At 70.3% G+C, this 19774-nt stretch carries 18 protein-coding genes; 9 read left to right on the forward strand and 9 right to left on the reverse strand.

Annotated features, from left to right (window positions below; translation table 11 throughout):
- Positions 1 to 263: 263 nt before the first annotated feature.
- A complete protein-coding gene (locus ACS5Q7_RS00005; protein ID WP_478337387.1) occupies positions 264 to 533 on the forward strand; it encodes a hypothetical protein in 270 nt (89 codons plus the stop codon).
- Positions 534 to 647: 114 nt separating this feature from the next.
- The gene (locus ACS5Q7_RS00010) at positions 648 to 1541 is read left to right on the forward strand and encodes a LysR family transcriptional regulator (RefSeq protein WP_478337388.1); all 894 of its coding nucleotides are present in this window, start codon (positions 648 to 650) and stop codon (positions 1539 to 1541) included.
- Positions 1542 to 1557: 16 nt separating this feature from the next.
- Here the strand turns inward: ACS5Q7_RS00010 and ACS5Q7_RS00015 are convergent, their stop codons facing one another.
- The 8 genes from ACS5Q7_RS00015 to ACS5Q7_RS00050 form a co-directional block, all read right to left on the reverse strand.
- Positions 1558 to 2799: a cytochrome P450 gene (locus tag ACS5Q7_RS00015; protein WP_478337389.1), complete on the reverse strand. Its 1242-nt coding sequence runs from the start codon at positions 2797 to 2799 to the stop codon at positions 1558 to 1560.
- Positions 2792 to 4117, reverse strand: a complete 1326-nt coding sequence (locus tag ACS5Q7_RS00020; RefSeq protein WP_478337390.1) for an NAD(P)/FAD-dependent oxidoreductase — start codon at positions 4115 to 4117, stop codon at positions 2792 to 2794. Before ACS5Q7_RS00020 ends, ACS5Q7_RS00015 begins: the two co-directional genes overlap by 8 nt.
- On the reverse strand, positions 4114 to 4329 hold the full coding sequence (locus tag ACS5Q7_RS00025; RefSeq protein WP_478337391.1) for a ferredoxin: 216 nt from the start codon (positions 4327 to 4329) through the stop codon (positions 4114 to 4116). Before ACS5Q7_RS00025 ends, ACS5Q7_RS00020 begins: the two co-directional genes overlap by 4 nt.
- Positions 4330 to 5673, reverse strand: a complete 1344-nt coding sequence (locus ACS5Q7_RS00030; RefSeq protein WP_478337392.1) for a glycosyltransferase — start codon at positions 5671 to 5673, stop codon at positions 4330 to 4332. It lies immediately after the preceding gene.
- A gap of 100 nt (positions 5674 to 5773) precedes the next feature.
- Complete coding sequence (locus tag ACS5Q7_RS00035; protein WP_478337393.1) at positions 5774 to 7570, reverse strand: patatin-like phospholipase family protein; 1797 nt, start codon at positions 7568 to 7570, stop codon at positions 5774 to 5776.
- A 670-nt stretch (positions 7571 to 8240) separates the two neighbouring features.
- Positions 8241 to 8483 carry a hypothetical protein gene (locus ACS5Q7_RS00040; protein ID WP_478337394.1) on the reverse strand — a complete coding sequence of 81 codons (243 nt, stop codon included), beginning with the start codon at positions 8481 to 8483 and terminating at the stop codon, positions 8241 to 8243.
- Positions 8484 to 8531: 48 nt separating this feature from the next.
- A complete protein-coding gene (gene guaD / locus ACS5Q7_RS00045; protein WP_478337395.1) occupies positions 8532 to 9896 on the reverse strand; it encodes a guanine deaminase in 1365 nt (454 codons plus the stop codon).
- Positions 9893 to 10588: a cysteine hydrolase family protein gene (locus ACS5Q7_RS00050; RefSeq protein ID WP_478337396.1), complete on the reverse strand. Its 696-nt coding sequence runs from the start codon at positions 10586 to 10588 to the stop codon at positions 9893 to 9895. The genes guaD and ACS5Q7_RS00050 overlap by 4 nt, the downstream gene beginning before the upstream one ends.
- A 244-nt stretch (positions 10589 to 10832) precedes the next feature.
- On the opposite strand from ACS5Q7_RS00050, the gene ACS5Q7_RS00055 reads away from it, so the two are divergent.
- Genes ACS5Q7_RS00055 through ACS5Q7_RS00075 form a run of 5 tightly spaced genes read left to right on the forward strand, consistent with a single transcriptional unit; the run spans position 10833 to position 16462 of the window.
- Positions 10833 to 11837 carry a hypothetical protein gene (locus tag ACS5Q7_RS00055; protein WP_478337397.1) on the forward strand — a complete coding sequence of 335 codons (1005 nt, stop codon included), beginning with the start codon at positions 10833 to 10835 and terminating at the stop codon, positions 11835 to 11837.
- Entirely contained in the window at positions 11764 to 13383 is a 1620-nt protein-coding gene (locus tag ACS5Q7_RS00060) for an ABC transporter ATP-binding protein (protein WP_478337398.1), read from the forward strand. Before ACS5Q7_RS00055 ends, ACS5Q7_RS00060 begins: the two co-directional genes overlap by 74 nt.
- The gene (locus tag ACS5Q7_RS00065) at positions 13373 to 14449 is read left to right on the forward strand and encodes an ABC transporter permease (protein WP_478337399.1); all 1077 of its coding nucleotides are present in this window, start codon (positions 13373 to 13375) and stop codon (positions 14447 to 14449) included. Before ACS5Q7_RS00060 ends, ACS5Q7_RS00065 begins: the two co-directional genes overlap by 11 nt.
- On the forward strand, positions 14446 to 15372 hold the full coding sequence (locus ACS5Q7_RS00070) for an ABC transporter permease (RefSeq protein WP_478337400.1): 927 nt from the start codon (positions 14446 to 14448) through the stop codon (positions 15370 to 15372). The genes ACS5Q7_RS00065 and ACS5Q7_RS00070 overlap by 4 nt, the downstream gene beginning before the upstream one ends.
- 19 nt (positions 15373 to 15391) lie before the next feature.
- Positions 15392 to 16462: a BMP family ABC transporter substrate-binding protein gene (locus tag ACS5Q7_RS00075; protein ID WP_478337401.1), complete on the forward strand. Its 1071-nt coding sequence runs from the start codon at positions 15392 to 15394 to the stop codon at positions 16460 to 16462.
- A gap of 7 nt (positions 16463 to 16469) precedes the next feature.
- Here the strand turns inward: ACS5Q7_RS00075 and ACS5Q7_RS00080 are convergent, their stop codons facing one another.
- Positions 16470 to 16724 carry a hypothetical protein gene (locus tag ACS5Q7_RS00080; protein WP_478337402.1) on the reverse strand — a complete coding sequence of 85 codons (255 nt, stop codon included), beginning with the start codon at positions 16722 to 16724 and terminating at the stop codon, positions 16470 to 16472.
- A 130-nt stretch (positions 16725 to 16854) separates the two neighbouring features.
- Between ACS5Q7_RS00080 and ACS5Q7_RS00085 the strand changes: the two genes are divergently transcribed.
- A complete protein-coding gene (locus ACS5Q7_RS00085; RefSeq protein WP_478337403.1) occupies positions 16855 to 18207 on the forward strand; it encodes a nucleobase:cation symporter-2 family protein in 1353 nt (450 codons plus the stop codon).
- A gap of 181 nt (positions 18208 to 18388) precedes the next feature.
- Positions 18389 to 19495 carry a BMP family ABC transporter substrate-binding protein gene (locus ACS5Q7_RS00090; protein ID WP_478337404.1) on the forward strand — a complete coding sequence of 369 codons (1107 nt, stop codon included), beginning with the start codon at positions 18389 to 18391 and terminating at the stop codon, positions 19493 to 19495.
- Positions 19496 to 19774: the final 279 nt, after the last annotated feature.

The raw sequence follows: 19774 nt of genomic DNA on the forward strand, positions 1-19774 counted from the left end.
CTGAGACAGCGGATGCCACGCGCTGGCGAAGATCGACGGATAAGGTTGTCGGCATGGGCTCCTCCTTGCCCCATCAACCCCTAGCCGCCCAGCACAGCTTCCGATCGGACGAGCTCCGCTCTAGTGATGTCTCTTCGGAGAAGCCGTTCGTCGCGAGACGCCGTGCGAGCCCCATTGGTGCGGCGGCACACGGGGGGGCGCGTTAGTGCGTAACAGCCCGGCAGCAGGATCGAAAACGGTGTGTCCACCTATGGAGACACCCCATGTTCGCCACCTCGCGCACGCTCCTCTCCGCCCTCGCCCTGACCTGCCTGACGTCGTTCGCCTCGAGCGCCGGATCGGCGCATCCGCCGGTGTCGTCCGGGATCCCGCCGGTCTCGTCGCTGATGGCGTTCCGCCATGTGACGGCCACGGGAACGACGAAGCCCCCAGGCGCGGCCCTCGATGATCGCGGCGGCACGTCGATGACCCTGGCCGCCGCCGACTTGCGCGTGAAACAGCTCGTGCGCTCGGCCATCTGCCGCGGCTGTTGATCGGCCGGAAGAGGAGTGTGGATCTTTCTCCACCCGCATCGTCCATAAGGATCCGCACGAATTCCTGAAGCCTCGCGCTGAAGATCGCCCGGGGCCCGTCGAATTGGCACGGTCATGGAACTTCACGAGATCCGTTATCTGCTCGCGGTGGGAGAAACGCGCAGCTTCACGAAGGCGGCGGCCGCCTGCCACGTGACGCAGCCGGCCCTCACCCGGGCGATCCGGAAGCTGGAGGACGAGCTCGGCGGCCCACTGGTCTCGCGCGAGCGGGGCAACATCCATCTCACCGATCTCGGCCGCCTGCTGGAACCCAGCCTTCGCGAGATGATCGTTCAGGCCAGCCAAGCCAAGCGGACGGCCGAAAGCTTCCTGCGCCTGAAGGGCGCGCCGGTCCGGCTCGGGGTGATGTGCTCGATCGGGCCGGTCCGCTTCACCGGCTTCCTCAACAGGTTCCGCGTGTCTCACCCCGGCGTCGAGCTGACGCTCATCGAGGGCGTCTCGTCCGCCCTCAAGGATCTCCTGCGCAGCGGCGACATCGACGTCGCCGTCATCTCCGATCCGGACGGCTTCGAGCCGCCGCATCGGGCGCGGGTGCTGTACGAGGAGCCGTTCGTCCTCGCCTGTGGCCCGACCCATCCCTTCACCGCGCGGCAGGCGCTCAAGCCCGAGGATCTCGAAGGCCAGATCTATCTGCAGCGGATCCATTGCGAGTACCGGGACCGGCTCGCGCAGATTCTGGCGGATCGCGGCGTCAGCATCCGGCGCGCCCATCGCAGCGAGCGGGAGGATTGGATCCAGAGCATGGTGGCGGCCGATATGGGGGTGTGCTTTCTCCCGTCGTTCTCGGCGATGATCCCCGGCCTCACCCTGGTGCCGTTCGTCGATCCGGCGGTGACGCGCGAGGTCTGCGTCGTGACGATCGACCGGCGCTCACCCTCGCCCCCGATCGCCGCGCTGCTCTCGGCGCTTGGTCGCTATGCGTGGAACCCCGCGAGCGGCACCGGATGACGCCCCGGCACCGCCGTCAGGCGATGCCGGCGATCCGGATGCCGAGGTTGCTCGGGCCGCGAAGGGAGGCGCCCGCGCGATAGGGCGGCGGATCCTCCAGCAGCGTCGGCTGGACGAGGCGGCGGCACAGGGTCACGAGGGCGATTTCCGCCTCGATGCGCGCGAGCGGCGCGCCGACGCAGTAGTGAAGCCCACCCCCGAAGCCGAAATGCTGGTTGTCGGCCCGGTCCGGGTCGAACCGGTCGGGATCCGCGAAACGGTCCGGGTCGCGGTTGCCGGAGGCGAAGAGCAGGATCACCGACGCGCCCTTCGGGATCGTCGTGCCGGCGATGTCGATGTCGCCGAGCGCCTTGCGGGTCCGGAAATGGACCGGCGGCTCGTAGCGCAGAAGCTCCTCGATCACGCGCGGCGCCCGCTCGGGATCCGCCTTGAGCTTCTCGAGCTCGTCCGGGTGCCGGAGCAGGGTCAGCATCCCGTTGGTGATGAGGTTCACCGTCGTCTCGTGCCCGGCCACCAGGAGCAGGATCGCCGTCGAGATCAGGTCGATGTCGCCCATGGCCGGATTGTCGCGGCCGCCCCGCGCGGCGAGGCCGCTCAGCATGTCGTCGGCCGGGCGGCGGCGCTTCTCGCGGATCAGCCGGCGCATGTAATCTGAGATGGCGTCGAAGGTCGCGGTGATCTCCCGCCGCCCCGCCTCGTCGTGGCGGGCGTCGGGTTCGAGGGCCGTGGCGAGGCGGATCGCCCAGGCGTGGAACTGCGCTTCGTCCTTCTCCGGGACGCCGAGGAGTTCGCAGATGACCGCCACGGGCAGGGGATAGGACAGGTCGTCCACGAGGCACACCTTGTCGCGACCCCGGCACGCGTCGATCAGGCTGTCGACCAGATGGGCGACCTTGGTGTGGGAATCCCGTACCCGCGTGATGGTGAATTCCTTCATCACGAAGCGGCGCAGGGTGTCGTGGTCGGGCGGATCGCGGAAGATCAGCGGGCGGTGGGCGTTCACCACCCGGTTGCGGATCGGGTTCAGGATCCAGTCCTTCAGCGGATTGCCGGTGGAGGGCCGCCGCGACGGGGGAAGGTCCTCTGAACTGAGCCTCGGGTCGAAGATCAGGCTCTTGAGGGCGGCGTGGGTGCTGACGACGTAACTGCCGTCGGCCTGCCGCGAGATCGGCGTCCGTCGCAGCCGCGCGTAGAGGGGGTAGGGATTCGCCCGGTTCCTCGGGTCGAGGACCTGCGCGAACAGCGTGTCGTCAGGCATGGGCGGTCTCCAGAGCCGGGGCGGCCCGATCGGCGGGGCGTCGGGGGCCGGGGAAGCCCGGCTCCAGGCGTTCGATCCGGGGCTGGTCGGCGGCTTCGAGGATCGGCGGGAAGGCCATTCCGGCGGCGATGGCCTCGGCGTAGGCGGGCAGCCACCGCGCCTGATCGAAGGACACGGCGGCGATGCTGCGCCCCGCGCGGCCATAGACCGCCAGGAAGCGCTGGGAGGCCCGCGAGCCGTGGACGACGGCCAGGGAATCGGCCCCCTCGGTGTGGCCCGCGAGCTTGATGTTCAGGCCGAACTGGCTCGACCAGAAGGCGGGCAGGTGGCTGTAGGGCCGCTGGTCGGTGGGGCGGGCCAGCATGTTGGCCGCCGCGTGGCGGGCTTGATCCACCGCATTGCCCCAGTGCTCGACCGCCATCGGACGGCCGCCGGTGAGAGGGTTCGGCCAGCGCGCGACGTCCCCCGCCGCGTAGATGTCGGGATCGGGCTCGCCGGAGAGGGTCAGGGCGCGGCAGGCCGCGTCGCAGGTCAGGCCGCCCGCATCGGCGATGAGTCCCGCCGCCGAGAGCCATCCCGTGTCGCGGGTCGCGCCGAGGGCGATGATCACGAGGTCGGTCTCGATCACCCCGCCGCCCGCCAGGTGGGCGCGATAGACCTGTCCCGCCTCGCCGGAGAAGGTGTGCACCTTGGTGTCCGGGCGGAGATCGACGCCGGCATCCCGCATCCGCTTGGCCAGCGTCGCGCCGATCGTCGTCCCGAGCAGGCGGGCGAGGGGTGTCGGGTTGGGATCGACGAGGGTGACGTCGAGCGCGAGGTCGCGGCAACAGGAGGCCGCCTCGCAGCCGATCAGGCCGCCGCCGACGACGAGGACGCGACGGGGGCGGCGGGCGAGGGCGGTCCGCAGGTCGCGGGCATCCTCCAGGGTGCGGATCGTGAAGATCCCCCTGAGATCCGCGCCTTCGCCGGGCCAGGTCCGTGCCTTCGCGCCGGTGGCGATCAGGAGCTTCTCGTAGGCGAGCGTCGCGCCGTCGGCGAGGCGCACGATCTTCCGCTGCCGGTCGAGGCCGATCGCCGGCTGGCCGAGCCGCCACCGGGCCTGAAGGCGCGTCAATTGCGGCAGGGCGGTCGCTTCCGGCGGGAGTTCCCCCGCCAGGACATGCTTCGAAAGGGGCGGCCTGTCATAGGGCCTGTGCGGTTCGTCGCCGACAATGGTCAGGGGTCCGTCGTAGCCCCCGTCGCGGAGGGCTTCCGCCCCCCGCAGCCCGGCGAGGGAGGCCCCCACGACGACGATGGCGGGTGTCTGAACGCCGATCACTGTTCGCCCTCCTCGGAGAGGTTCGCCGGCTCGACCTCGATGGCCCGGACGGGGCAGGCGTGCCGCGCCCGCTCGATCTGCGCCCGCTTCGCCTCCGGCGGCGCGGGGTCGTAGAACAGGATTTCGTGGCCCCGGACCTCGAAATGCTCGGGGGCCGCGTAGCAGCACTGGGCGTAGCCCTGGCAGCGGTTGAGATCGACCACGACGCGCATTCAACGGGCTCCGGCGATAGGGGCGGACGAAACAGCACGCGACCGGGCGGATGCCGCCGGCAGGTCGGTCGGAACGGGCGCGTCGCCATGGACGAGGCCGTCGATGGCGCGGAGGATTTCCCGCCCGGCATCCAGCGCCGCGAACTCGGCGGCCATCGCCTGCGCCCGGCGCCGGAACGACGGTTCGGAGAGCACGCGGTCGACGGCCCCTCCGATGGCGGCGGGTGTCGGCGTACTCGTCCCGAGGTCGATCCCGACGCCGGACCAGCCGACGCGGGCGGAGACCTCGGCCTTGTCCTCGGTCTTGCCGGCGGCGATGACGGGGACTCCGGCCGCCAGGGATTGCAGGACGCTGCCGTAACCGCCGTTGGTCACGAACACGTCGACCTTGGGGAAGATCGCGTCGAAGGGCAGGAACGAGGCGATCCGGGCATTCGCCGGCAGCGTCGTGCCGAGGGCCTCGACCGGCCGCCCGCCCGTCGTGGCGACGACGAGAAGGTCGTCGCGGTCCGCCAGGGCGGCCAGCGTCGGCCCGACGAGCTGGCCGAGATCGCCGTTGGCCAGGGTGCCCTGGGTGACGAGAACGACGTCCTTGCCGCCGTCGAGTTCGTCCCACCATGACGGGCGGGGCGTCGACGAGCGGCCGAGGGGGAGAAGTCCGACGAAGCGCGGGTCGCGCGGCGGCGCGCGGAAATCGAATTCGAAGCTCCGCACGCCCTGCTGGAGGAAGAGGTCGGGCAGTTCCACGATGGAGCGGGTCAGGGACGCCGGGAGCGGCGGCAGGCCGAGATCCGCGAGCCGCCGGTCGGCATGCGCCCGGACGGGTCCGACGAAGGCGGCGTCGATGGCGGCGGCGAGCGCGGCGTAGCGCGCCCGCTCGTCCTCGTCCCCCGCCGGCGGCAATCCGAGGCCGACCGGCGCGCCGTCCGCCCTGTCGAGGAACAGGACGCTGACGTTCAGGACGACGATGGGCGGACGAGGCCGACTCGATTGGAGCAGCGGAATTACGCCGAGGAACAGGCTGCTGGCGACGATCACGTCCGGCGCGTCGTTCGCGACCAGTTCGCGCAGCAGGGCGGCCTGGGCGGGCATCGGGTCGATGAACCGCCGGGCGAATTCATGGCTCCAGCGCTCTGGGCCGGGGGGCAGCTCGGTTTCGAGGTAGCTGGCGGCCCCCTCGTCCGGGCAGGCGACGAAGCGAAAGCCCGCCGCCTGCACCGGCTGGGCGAAGGCCGGATCGGTGACGACGGTGACGGAATCGCCACGGCCCGCGAGCAGGCGCCCGACGGCGAGCATCGGGTTGACGTGGCCGGTGAGCGGCGTTGCGGCGAGTAGGACTTTCACGGCGGCCTCCTGACGAAGGGGAGCGGATGCCCATTCATTCGCCGCAGCGGCGGCAAGGTGTCCCTCCGCCAAGCCATCGCGTGCGCCGCCGCACGGGGGCTCATGTCCAGGCCTGCAAGCGGCCGGCATCCAGCGCCTCGCGGGCGCAGCGGTAGCCGAGTTCGGCCGTCGTCTCGAAGCTCGACCACGCCCGCAGGTCGACCCCGGCGAGGGGCGGCTTGAGCAGGATCGCGGCGCGGGTCACCGCCGCCATGGTCTGCGCGTCGCTCGACACGGTGGCCGAGCGCAGGAGCAGATGGGCGATGCCGGGAAGCTGGTCCGAGATGCCGAGGATGCGGCGGAACACCCGCGCGCTCCGGCCCGGCCTCGGCATCGCCTGGAAGGCGCTGTCGCTGCCGACATCGACGGCGAGCACCGGCCCGCGATCGAGATCGGCCATCACGTCGGCGGGCAGGTTGTTCATCATGCCGCCATCGACGAGGATGCCGTCGGCGCTCGCCACCGGGGGCAACAGGCCGGGGATGGCGATGCTGGCGCGGATCGCCCGGTCGAGGGCGCCGGCCCAATGGACCATGGCCGTGCCCGCCGTGAGGTTCGAGGACACGCAGAAGAACGGGCGCCACAGATCCTCGACGCGGGCGTCGCCGAACCGCTCCGCCAGCCCGGCATCCACCTTGGCGCCCCGGGTCAGGGCGTGGAACGGCAGCGTGTAGTCGTCCAGCGGGTTGCGCCCGACGAAGGACGCGACGGTGTAGCGTTCGATCTCGTCCAGGTTCCAGTCCATGGCGACGCTGGCGGCCAGGATCGAGCCCATGCTGGTGCCGCCGACGAGGTCGATGGCGATTCCCGCCTCCGCGAGGGCGCGCAGCACGCCGAGATGGGCGAGCCCGCGCGCACCGCCGCCTCCGAGGACGAGGGCCCGCGCATGGCCGGAGGCGATCCGGGCGAGGCGGGCGAAGTCTCCGTCGTGATTGTCGCGAACCTGGAGGCGCAGGGCAAAGGGCAGCGCGGCGACGTCCGGGTGGAGGGGGCGCGGCAGGCGGGTCTCGGCCGGCTGCGCCACCGCGAGGTCCATGCGGATCCAGTCGGAGCGGATCGAGGCGAGGTAGGCGGCAGCGCCCGGGCGCGGCGGGGCGCCGGGCTCGGCCAGCAGCAGGACGTGATCCGCATGGCGCAGGCAGAGCTGGCACCAGGGGCAGTCGATCTGGTGCGCCACGAACACCGTGCGGTCATGGGCCTGCTCGTAGCGGTGGAACCACGCCTCGTCCGCCTCCGGCGGCCATTCCGTGAGGCACCCCGTCCGTCCGGGAAGGGCAGCGTCCAACGCGTGGGCCAGCCGCTCGCCGAAGCGCCCGGCCATCAGCCCCTCCGTCACCGCCATCACCGCGAAGCTCCGGGGCGCGTGGCCGAGGGTCACGCCGGTATGGGCGATGGTCAGCCGGCCCGCGAGGATGCGGGCGAAGTACAGCAGCGTGCCGGGATGGCGGGTGATCAGGTCCTCGAACGCCGTCCGTGGGAGCCGGAGAAGATGCGTGTCGCGCAAAGCCGTCGCGGTCACGGTGCGCGGCTCCCGCGTCAGCAGCGCCAGTTCGCCCACCGTATCGGGGGGTGCGAGGCGGATGAGGCGGCGGACGCTCCCGTCGCGCGCATCGCGGGCGGAGAGCCCAACCGCGCCGCTGACGAGCGTGTAGAGCGCATCCGGCTCATCCCCTTCCTCGAACAGCGTCCGCCCCCCGGCCACGGCCACCGACGTCATTCGGGACCGGATCTCGTCGGCGGCGTCCGGGTCGAGGCCGGCGAGGAATGGGATCTCGGGCCGCCCCTCTTCGCGAAGGGGCGGGACCGGCGCGAAGCCGCACGCATCGAGGCATTCGGCTTCCATCGGTCGCTCATGCATGCCGAGGATCCTGACTGGCTCGAGTGAGGCGGCGTCCGTCAGACCCCGATGGCGCTCGCCTTTCGCGAGCATTGTACTCCCCGCTGATCGATTTTTCCCGTCAAGGGAGTGTGAACGCCTTCGGCAGGCGGGGGCAAATGCCTTCCGATATCCTCCTCGATGCCGAGGCGGCATCGGAAAGAGCTGAATACGATCTTGCGTTCGACTGCGGCGGCCGCCTCGACAACCGATGCGCGCGAAAACCGCGACTTCCCGGCCATGTCGGGCTCGGGCAATGTCATAGGGTCCGACAGGAAGGACTGATTCTGCATCGGACTCAACGGAGCTGTCGCGCCCGATTGTCTTTGCAAGACGGAGCCGATGCAGCGGGTTCGAGGGCTCGATGTCCCGTCGCGATCCCAACAGCCGGCCCCTCAGGTCCGGCGCGGGCGGGTCGGCTACAGCATTTTCAGGGAAACCCGGCTTACACCGTGTCTCCCGTCTTTGCGAGCGGAGCGAAGCAATCCAGGGATCCGCTACGTCCGGTCAAGTCCCGCAGCCCTGGATTGCTTCGCTGTCGCTCGCAAAGACGGTTGAGCGAGTGATCCGGATCAAACCGAAACCGCTCTAAGCGCCGGTTCGTCCGATGAGCCAGCGCAGCGAACGGCGCAGGGATGCGGTGCCGCCCCGCTCAGGGATTGACGCGCTTCGGGATCGCCCGGCCCCGGCAGGCGGCGCGGTATTGCTGGCGGCGCAGGCCGCGCAGATTGCGGCGGTCGGCCTCCTGCGTGCAGGCGGTCTTGCGGTCGGCCTTGCTCAGTTCCCTGGTGGCGGTTGCCGGCACATCCGTCGGCGTCGGCGCGGTATAGCTCTGCGCGAGCGCCGCCGCCGGCAGCACGAAGACGAGGCACAGCCCAAGACTCAACCGACGCATCGTTTTTCTCCAATCCACAGTCAAGCTTTAGCAAGCGCCGAGCCAGAATCAGTCGATCGGCGTCGAATGAGGATAACGTAGCGGATCGCCGGTGCGCCGATTGTCGTAGACGCACTCGCCGGCCACCCAGGTGGCGCGCACGGTGCGGTGGTCGCCGAGCGTCATCAGCACGAACAGCAGGTCCTCGATGGAGCGGCAGGTGCCGGTGCGGAAGCCGAGCAGCGGCGTCGCCGCGAGGTCGAGGACGCAGAGATCCGCCTCGTAGCCGGGGGCGATGCGGCCGATCCGGTCATCGAGGCGCAACGCCTCAGCGCCGCCCAGCGTGGCGAGCCAGAAGGCGCGCGGCGCGTCGAGCTTGGTGCCGCGCAGCGCCGCCACCTTGTAGGCATCGCCCAGCGTCTTCAGCAGCGAGAGCGTCGTGCCCGCCCCGACATCGGAGCCGAGCCCGACCCGCACCGGCCGCCTCGGATCGAGGGCATCGTAGAGGCGGAACAGGCCGCTGCCGAGGAAGCCGTTCGAGGTCGGGCAATGGGCGACCGCCGCGCCCGCCGCGTGGCAGGTGCAGAAATCCTCCTCCGTCACGTGGATCGCGTGGCCGAAGACCGAGCGCGGCCCGACGAGCCCCGCCTTGGCGTAGACGTCGAGGTAGCTCGCCCGGTCGGGGAACAGGTCCATCACCCAGGCGATCTCGTCGGTGGTCTCGCAGAGATGCGTCTGCAGGAAGAGGCCGTCATGCTCCTTCAGGAGCGTCCCGGCCGCGTCGAGCTGGGCCGGCGTGCAGGAGGCGGCAAAGCGCGGCGTCACCGCGTAGAGCTGCCGCCCCCGCCCGTGCCAGCGGGCGATGAGCGCTTGGCTCTCGTCGTAGCCGCGCTGCGCGGTGTCGAGGAGGCTGGCGGGGGCGTTGCGGTCCATCAGGACCTTGCCCGCGATCATGCGGGTGTTGAACCGCTCGGATTCGGCGAAGAACGCCTCGACCGAGCCCGGATGCACCGTGCAATAGACCACCGCCGTGGTCGTCCCGGCGCCCAGGATCTCGCGGAAGAACAGCTTCGCGACCCGCTCGGCGTGCGCTTGGTCGGCGAATTCGAGTTCGGCGGGGAAGGTGTACTTGGTCAGCCACGTCAGCAATTGCTCGCCGTAGGAGGCGATCATCTGGAGCTGCGGGTAGTGGACGTGGGTGTCGATCAGCCCCGGCAGGATCAGCGCGTTCTCGTAATGCTCCACCGTCACGCCCGCCGGCACCTGGCTCAGGGTCTCGGCATAGGGACCCACGGCGGTAATGCGCCCGTCCTCGATGAGGATCAGCGCGTCCTCGATATGGTCGAGGCAGCCTTCCGCCAGGAACGGGTTGCCGGACAGGCTCGCCATCTGCCCGCGCAGGGCGCGGCGCCGGGGCTCCACCGGGGCGCTCATGCCGCGTCGAGGGTGGAGATGACGTCGCCGGAGCACGCGACCCAGCCGAAGATCCCGCCCTGCGCCTTGATCATCGCGATCCCCGCCTCGTGAAAGGCCGGAATATAGGACCCGCAGGCATCGGCAACGACCACGCAGCGATAGCCCCGATCGTTGGCCTCGCGCACCGTCGTGTGCACGCAGACCTCCGTCGTCACCCCGCAGACGAGAAGCGTTTCGATGCGGCGGGCGCTCAGGATGCCGGCGAGGTCGGTGGCGTAGAAGGCGCCCTTGCCGGGCTTGTCGATGACGGGTTCGCCGGGGATCGGTGCCAGCGCCGGCACGATGTCGTGGCCAGCCTCGCCCCGGATCAGGATGCGCCCCATCGGGCCGGGATCGCCGATCCGCGCCGAGGGCGTGCCGCGCGCGAGCTTGGCGGGCGGCGCGTCCGACAGGTCCGGCCGGTGGCCCTCCCGCGTGTGCACCACGAGCAGCCCCGCCCGGCGGGCGGCGGCCATCAGGGCGGCGGCCGGGGGGATGGCGGCGGCGAGCAGCGAGACGTCGTTGCCGAGGCTTTCCCCGAAGCCGCCGGGCTCCAGGAAGTCGCGCTGCATGTCGATGATCACCAAGGCCGTCGAGGCCAGCGCGAGAGGCAGCGGCGCCGGTTCGGCGGGCAGGTTGACGGTGGGGGAGGGGATCGTCGCCAAATCCATAGTCGTCACCTGCGCGAAGTCCCGGCACGTCGCCGGGCCTCGGCGGCCCCCTCACGCAAGATCCATGCAGGCGCTCCCGCGCCATGACGGGGTCTGAGTCTGGATGGGAAACAGGCAGATCGCTCAATGCGATGCCAGGTTGTAACGGTTTTGCAACACAGCCCGCGCCGGTCGGCAAACGGCCAAGCCATGGCATAGCGGTTGCTGAAGTCTCCCCGACCGAGAAGGCCCGGGGGATCGTAGGATGTTCAAGCGTTACGTACTGGCGGCGGCGTTGCCGCTCTTCCTGACGGGGGCCGCCAATGCTGCCGATCTCGGCACGGTGAAGAAGGACGTGGCTCCCGCCGCGGCGCCGGTGGACGCGCCGTTCTTCCTCTTCGCCGACACGCAGATCAGCTATCGCTACCAGTTCCCCACCGTCTCCCCCGGTGTGCAGATCCAGCGCGCCGACGGCAGCTTCGTCTCCCGCGAGGCCCCGAAGCAGATCCTCAACATCTCCCACGCCGACGCCTGGGCCTACGGCACCAACTTCTTCTCCCTCGACATCCTGAAGTCGGGCTCGCAATTCCCGGCCGGCACCACCAACCCGCCCGGCACCATCGGCAACCCGTTCTTCCAGGACTACGGCAACACCGAAGCCTACGGCCTCTATCGCGGCACGCTCAGCCTCAACGCCCTCACCAACACCAAGGCCTTCGCCATCCCCGGCCTCGTCAAGGACGTGTCGCTGGCCTTCGGTTTCGACGCCAACTCGCAGAACGACGCCTTCGGCTCGAAGAAGCGCGACGTGGTCGGCGGCCTGAACTTCGCCTTCGATGTGCCGGCCGGGTTCCTCAACCTGTCGGTCCACGCCTACAAGGAATGGAACCGCAACGGCTTCAACGTGCAGCCGGATCGCGACCAGAGCTTCGACGTCGTCCCCGAATTCGAGCTCGTCTACAACTTCCCGCTGACGTTCACCGGGTTGCCGCTGAGCGTGACCGGGTTCAACAACATCGTCCTGCCGAAGGGCCGGGGGGTGCAGAACGTGGCCGACTTCGCCTTCAACCCGAAGCGGGGCCTGGAATTCCTGTCGCGCACGAACCTCGTTCTCGACCTCGGCAAGCTGGTCTATGACCAGCCGAACAAGGTCGATGTGTTCATCGGCTTCCAGTACTGGCTGAACAAGTTCGGCAATGTCGAGACAGCGACCTTCAAGGGTACGGAAGAGAAGAGCTTCCTGGCGGGCTTCGCCTTCCACGTCTTCTGACGGGCGCGCCGTGGCAAGCGAGGCGGGGCCGCTCTTCGGCGCCTACGGCATCGTGAAGCGCTTCGGCGCCTTCACGGCCAACGACTACATCGATCTCGAAATCCGCGCCGGCGAGATCCACGCCCTGTTGGGGGAGAACGGCGCGGGCAAGTCGACACTGATGAAGATCCTCTACGGCCTCTTGGAGCCGACGGAGGGGGTCGTCACCCATCGCGGTGAGACGGTGCGGCTCGGCAGCCCCGAGGCCGCGCGCCGGCTCGGCATCGGCATGGTGTTCCAGCACTTCTCCCTTTGCGAGAACCTGACGGTCGCCGAGAACATCGCCCTGGTGATGGAGCGAGGCCTCTCCCGCGCGGACCTCGCGCGGCGCATCGCGGCGCTGGGTGACACCTACGGCCTGCATCTCGAACCGGATCGCCCGGTCTGGTCGCTCTCGGCCGGCGAGCGCCAGCGCATCGAGATCGTGCGCTGCCTGCTGCAGGATCCGAAGCTGGTGATCCTCGATGAGCCGACCTCGGTCCTCACCCCCGGCGAGGCCGAATTGCTGTTCACGGTGCTGGAGCGCCTGCGCGACGAGGGGAGGGCGCTCCTCTACATTTCGCACCGGCTCGACGAGGTGCGCCGGCTCTGCGCCCGCGCCACGATCCTGCGGGCGGGCAAGGTGGTGGGCGCCTGCGACCCGCGCGCGGAAACCGCCGCCTCGCTCGCCGCGATGATGGTGGGGGAGGAGGTCCGCGAGATCGCGGCACCCGCCGCCGCCCCGGCAGGCCCCGAGCGCCTGCGCCTCGACCGGCTCTCACTGCCCGCGCCCCGCCTGCACGCCACCGCCCTGCGGGACATCACGCTGGCGATCCGGGGCGGCGAGATCCTGGGCATCGCCGGCATCGCCGGGAACGGGCAGGCGGAACTCTTCGCCGCCCTCTCGGGCGAGACGACGGTCCCGGCCGAGGCCGTGCGCATCGACGGCGAGCCCGCCGGGCATCTCGGCATCAACGCCCGCCGCCGGCTGGGCGCGGCCTTCGTGCCGGAGGAGCGCAACGGCCACGCCGCCGCCCCCGGCCTGAGCCTGTCCGACAACATCGTGCTGTCGCGCCACGCCACGGCTCCGCTCACGCGCTTCGGCCTCGTGCGACGCGCGGCGGCGAGGGCCCTGGCGGCGAGCGTGAGCACGGCCTTCGACGTGCGCAAGGCGGGGCCGGACCCGGCCGCCGGAACGCTGTCGGGCGGCAATCTCCAGAAGTTCGTGGTCGGGCGGGAGATCCTGGCCGAGCCCGGCCTCCTTGTGGTCGACCAGCCGACCTGGGGCGTCGATGCGGCGGCGGCGGCGCGGATCCGTCAAGCGCTGATCGACCTCGCGGCGCGAGGCAGCGCCGTCCTCGTGATCAGCCAGGACCTCGACGAGCTGTTCGAGATCGCGGGGCGCATCGCCGTGCTCCATGGCGGCAGCCTGTCGCCGCCCGTGGCGCGGGCCGAGACCTCCCGCGAGGCGGTCGGCCTGCTGATGGGCGGCGCCGGCACGCCGTCGGAGGCCGCCCATGCGGCTTGATCTCGTCCCGCGCGGGCGCCGCTCGGCCCTGTCCGCCGCCCTGTCGCCCGCGCTCGCCTTCCTCGCCGCCGTGCTGGTTGGGGGCATCGCCGTCGCGCTGATGGGCGTCTCACCGGCCGCTGCCTTCAATGTCTACTTCGTGGCGCCGCTCTCGGACCTGTGGTCGCTGCAGGAAATCGCCCTGAAGGCGGCGCCGCTGGCCCTCATCGCGACCGGCCTCGCCTTCTGCTACCGGGCGAACCTGTGGAATATCGGCGCCGAGGGCCAGTTCGTGGTCGGCGGCTTGGCGGGCGGCATGGTCGCCATCGCCACCCATGGCAGCGAGGGCGCAACCTTCTGGATCCTGCCGGCGATGCTCCTGACGGGCACGCTCGCCGGCCTTGCCTACGCGATGATCCCGGCGCTGCTGCGGGTGAAGCTCGGCGTCTCGGAGATCCTGACGAGCCTGATGCTCGTCTACGTGGCCGAACTCCTCCTCGACTACATGGCGCGCGGCCCCTTGCGCGATCCGGCCGGCTACAACTTCCCGCAGAGCGTGACGTTCGATGACGCCGCGCGGCTTCCCTACCTGATGGAGGGCGACACGCTGCACGCGGGCGTGCTGGTGGCGCTCGCCGCCGTGGTGCTGGCGGCCCTCGTCCTCGGGCGCAGCCTGTTCGGGTTCGAGATGCGCCTCGTCGGCGCGAGCCCCCGCGCCGCCCGGTTCGCGGGCTTCGGGGAGGCGCGGCTGACGCTCATGGCCTTCGCCATTTCCGGCGGCGCGGCGGGGCTCGCGGGCATCGTCGAGGTGGCGGGCAAGATCGGCCAGCTCCAGCCGACCATCTCGCCGGGCTACGGCTTCACCGCGATCATCGTCGCCTTCCTCGGGCGGCTCTCGCCGGTCGGCATCCTCCTCGCGGCGCTGGTCATCGCCGTCACCACCATCGGTGGGGAGGCGGCGCAGATCGACCTGCGGCTGCCCCTCGACCTGACGCGGGCCTTCCAGGGGCTGCTGCTCGGCTTCGTGCTCGCGGCGGACGTGTTCACGCGGTTCAAGGTCCGCCTCGTGCCGGGGGCGACGCGATGAGCCTCGATCTCGTCCAGATGGTGCTCGCCACCGTGCTGGCCGCCGCGACGCCGCTCATCATCGCGGCGCTTGGCGAACTCGTCACCGAGCGCGCGGGCGTCCTCAACCTCGGCGTCGAGGGCATGATGGTCTGCGGCGCGGCCATCGGCTTCGCGGCGGCGGTCGAATCCGGCTCGACCCTCGTCGGGGCGCTCGCCGGGATCGGCGCGGGGATGGCGCTGTCCGCCCTGTTCAGCCTGCTGACGGTGGGGCTCGCGGCGAACCAGGTCGCCTCCGGGCTGGCGCTGACGATCCTCGGCCTCGGCCTCTCGGGGCTCGTCGGCGCAGGCTATGTCGGGCTGAAGCGCGAGCCCGCGCCCCATCTCCACCTGCCGGTCCTGAGCGACTTGCCGGGCATCGGCCGCCTCGTCTTCGGGCAGGACGGCTTCGTCTATGCAGGCATCGCCCTCGCCATCGGCGTCTCGTGGTTCCTGTGGCGCACGCGGGGCGGGCTGATCTTGCGCGCCATCGGCGACGACCACACCGCCACCCATTCCCTGGGCCTGTCTGTGCGCGGGGTGCGCTTCCTCGCGGTGTTGTTCGGGGGCGCCTGCTCCGGGCTGGCAGGGGCCTACCTGTCGCTGGCCTACACGCCGTTCTGGGCGCCGGCCATGACCGCCGGGCGCGGCTGGATCGCGCTCGCCCTCGTCGTCTTCGCCTCGTGGCGGCCGGCGCGGGTGGTGGGCGGGGCGATCCTGTTCGGCGGCGCCACCGTGCTGCAACTCCACGCCCAGGCTTCCGGCATCGGCCTGCCGGGGCAGTTGCTCTCGGCGCTTCCCTACCTCGCGACGATCCTGGCCCTGGTCCTGCTCTCCCTCGGGCGGCGGCGGGGCGGCTCGCAGGCCCCGGCGGCGCTCGGCCGAGATTTCACCCCGCACCGATAGACACACCACACAAGGACACATGCGGATGTTGCGGACGACCCTCTCTGCCTGCCTCGGCGCGCTCCTCCTGTTCTCCGGCGCGGCGAGCGCGGAGGACAAGCTCAAGGTCGGCTTCGTCTATGTCGGGCCGGTGGCCGATTACGGCTACTCGTTCCAGCACGACCTCAGCCGCAAGGCCCTGGCCGAGGCGATGGGCGACAAGGTCGAGACCACCTATCTCGAGAACGTGCCGGAGGCCGACAGCGAGCGCGCCATCGAGAAGCTCGCCCGCTCGGGCATGGGGCTGATCTTCACCACCTCGTTCGGCTTCATGGAGCCGACCCTGAAGGTCGCCAAGAAATACCCCAAGGTGAAGTTCGAGCACGCCACCGGCTACAAGCGCTCGGCAAACGTCTCGACCTACTCGGCCCGGTTCTACGAGGGCCGCTACGTCTGCGGGAAGATCGCCGCCAAGCTCTCGAAGACGGGCACGGTCGGCTACATCGCCTCGTTCCCGATTCCCGAGGTGGTGAGCGGCATCAACGCCTTCATGCTCGGCGCGCAATCGGTGAACCCGAACATCAAGCTCAAGATCGTCTGGGTGAACACGTGGTTCGACCCCGGCAAGGAGGCCGAGGCCGCCAAGGCGCTGCTGGCCCAGGGCGCCGACATCCTCACCCAGCACACCGATTCCGCCGCGCCGCTGCAGGAGGCCGAAAAGCAGGGCAAGCTCGCCTTCGGCCAATCCTCCGACCAGTACCGCTTCGCCCCGAAGGCGCAGCTCACCTCCATCACGGACGATTGGAACGGCTACGTGATCGGCGAGGCCAAGGCGGTGCTCGACGGGACGTGGAAGAGCCACGACACCTGGGGCGGCATCAAGGACGGCATGGTCGTCCTCGCGCCCTTCACCAACATGCCCGACGACGTGAAGGCCATGGCCGAGACGACGGTCAAAGACATCGCCTCCGGCAAGACGCACCCCTTCGCCGGCCCGGTGACGAAGCAGGACGGCACCATCGCGGTCAAGGACGGCGAAACCGCCCCCGACCCGATGATCCTCGGCATGAACTGGTACGTGAAGGGGATCGACGACAAGCTCCCCCAGTAGGGGCGGCTCAGCGCCCGGCGGGCATCCGCGCCGCCGGGACCGTGCCCGTGGCGGCGGGGCCGCGCGGGTTCACCGGAATCGCGTCGCCGGAGCGGACCGCCTCGGCGGCGTTGCGCGGGCCGGCGACGCCCTTGGTGCCGCCCGGCGCGGTCGCGGGCTCGCGCCCGGCCGGGGCGCCGGTCGATTGCGCGGAGGCCGCGCCCGCCATCGCCACGAGGGCGCCGAGCCCGATCAGTGCCGTCGTCCTGAAACCCATCGCCATCGTTCGGTCCTCTCTGATGATGGGAACGAATGGCGCAGGCGCGCCCGAGTTCCAGTAACGCCCGACGCTGGCACATCATTTGCGCAATCCCCGCAGCCGCGCTTCGCCTGCGCGCCGCCGGGACCCCGCCATGACGACCAGCGCCCCTCGCACCGCGCCCCAGAGCCGGACCGCCCTCGGGCTGCTGGGCCTCCAGCACGTGCTCGTCATGTATGCCGGCGCGGTGGCGGTGCCCTTGATCGTCGGGCGCGCCCTCAAACTGCCGCCGGAGCAGGTCGCCCTGCTGGTGAGCGCCGACCTGTTCGCGGGCGGCCTCGCGACGCTGGTGCAGAGCTGGGGCCTGCCCGGTATCGGCGTGCGGATGCCGGTGATGATGGGCGTGACCTTCGCCGCCGTGACGCCGATGATCGCCATCGGCCTCACCCCGGGCGTCGGCCTCACGGGCGTCTACGGCGCCGTGATCGCGGCGGGGCTCTTCGCGTTGCTGGCCGCGCCGCTCGTCGGGCGCCTGCTGCCGCTGTTCCCGCCGGTCGTCACCGGGACGATCATCCTCGTCATCGGCATCTCGCTGATGCGGGTGGGCGTGAACTGGGCGGCCGGGGGCATCGGCAGCCCGCATTACGGCGCGCCCCTGCACCTCGCCCTCGCGGGCTTCGTCCTGTGCCTGATCCTGACGATCACCCGCTATGCCACAGGCTTCGCCAACTCCGCCTCGGTGCTGATCGGCATCGTCGTCGGCACGGTTCTGGCCGCGATGTTTGGCCTCGTCGATCTCAGCCACGTCGCCACCGCGCCGTGGTTCGATGTGGTGCGCCCCTTCGCCTTAGGCCTGCCGACCTTCGATCCCGTCTCCATCGTCACCCTTTGCGTGGTGATGGTGGTGGTGATGATCGAGTCGACCGGCATGTTCCTGGCGCTCAGCGAGATCTGCGCAGACCCGATGGACGAGGAGCGCCTGACCAAGGGCCTGCGCGCGGACGGGCTCGGCACGGTGATCGGCGGCGTGTTCAACACCTTCCCCTACACGTCGTTCTCGCAGAATGTCGGCCTCGTCGGGGTGACGGGGGTACGCACCCGCATGGTGGCGGTGGTCGGCGGGCTCATCATGCTCGGGCTCGGCCTCGTGCCGAAGCTCGCCGCCCTGGTCGAGGCGGTGCCCCTCTGCGTGCTCGGCGGCGCCGGGCTCGTGATGTTCGGTATGGTCGGCGCCACGGGGGCGCGGATCCTCGGCGGCGTCGATTTCGCCGGCAACCGCAACAACCTGTTCGTGGTGGCGGTCTCGGTCGGCTTCGGGATGATTCCCCTCGTGGCGCCGAACTTCTTCAAGGAGATGCCCCACGCCCTGCACCCCCTGCTCGAATCCGGCATCCTGCTCTGCGCGGTCTCGGCGGTCGGCCTGAACCTGTTCTTCAATGGGCTCGGGGATGCGGCCTCCGCGCGGGCGCACGCCGTCGATCAGGCGCGGGCGGCGGAAGCCCACTAGCCCCGCCGGATTGGCGCGCGATTGAACAGGTCACGGTCATCGCATAGGCGGCCGATGCTTGGGCCCCAGCGAAAACGACTTGCCGCACTGCCGCAAATATCGGCTTCGCCCCCCTGCGGGACCTGCTTAAGCTTTCGACCCGTCCGCCGCCTCCGGGCGGCTCGTCTGGCGTGAGTCCGTCTTGGCCCATCATACGTTCACCCGCAGGACCCTGCTCGGCGCGGGGGCGCTCCTTGGCCTCGATGCGGCGACGGGCGGGCGAGCCCGCGCCGCCACCCCGCTCACGATCGGCTTCATCTATGTCGGGCCGAAGGACGATTACGGCTACAACCAAGCCCATGCCCAGGCGGCCAAGGCCCTGAAGGGCATGAGTGGGATCGAGATCACCGAGGAGGAGCGCGTCCCCGAGACCAACGCCGTCGAGAAGACCATGGAGAGCATGATCAACCTCGACGGGGCGACGCTGCTGTTCCCGACCTCCTTCGGCTATTACAGCCCCTACCTGCTCAACGAGGCGCGGAAGAATCCGAAGATCCAGTTCCGCCATTGCGGCGGCCTCTGGACCGAGAAGGACCCGCAGAACGCCGGCTCCTATTTCGGCTACATCGCGCAGGGGCAGTATCTGAACGGCATCGTCGCCGCCCATGCGAGCAAATCGAAGAAGATCGGCTTCGTCGCGGCCAAGCCGATCCCGCAGGTGCTGAACAACGTCAACGCCTTCCTCCTCGGCGCGCGCAGCGTCGATCCGGCGATCACCTGCCAGGTGATCTTCACCGGGGAATGGTCGCTCGCGGTGAAGGAGGCCGAGGCCACCAACGCCCTGGTCGATGGTGGCGCCGACGTCATCACCTGCCACGTGGACAGCCCCAAGGTCGTGGTCGAGACCGCCGCCCGCCGGGGCGCCTTCGTGTGCGGCTACCATGTCGACCAGTCGCCGCTGGCGCCGCAGAAATACCTGACCGGCGCCGAGTGGAACTGGCTGCCGATCTACAAGGACGCCATCGCCGCGATGCAGGCCGGCAAGGTGCCCGCGCATTTCGTGCGCGGCGGGCTGGCGGACGGCTACGTGAAGATGAGCCCCTACGGACCGGCCGTGTCGGACGGCGCCCGCCGGAACGCGGATGCGGTGAAGGCCGAGATGCTGAAGGGCGGCTACGAGATCATCAAGGGCCCGCTGAAGGACAACACCGGCAAGGAGGTGATGCCCGCCGGCAAGGCCTATCCGGAAAAGGCCGTCGAGCTGGAGGGCACGAACTACCTCGTGGAGGGCGTGAAGGGCTCGGTCTAGGCGCGGGAAGCACTCCCCTCTCCCCGTCTTGCGGGGAGAGGGCTGAGCCCCCCTCGCAGGGGGCGAAGCGAGGCGGCAGCCGGGGGTGAGGGGGCGTTCCGAAGGAGCCTCGACCGGAAGGCCCCCTCACCATCGCTTCGGCTTCGCCTTCGCTCCCCGCTGACACGACAAGGTGTCAGCGGGCCTCTCCCCGCAAGACGGGGAGAGGGGGGCGCCCATTCCGGGAGCGACCCGGCACCGTCACCATCACCGCCCGCGAAGCTGGCATGGTTTCTGCGC

Source organism: Methylobacterium sp. Gmos3, assembly GCF_056430985.1.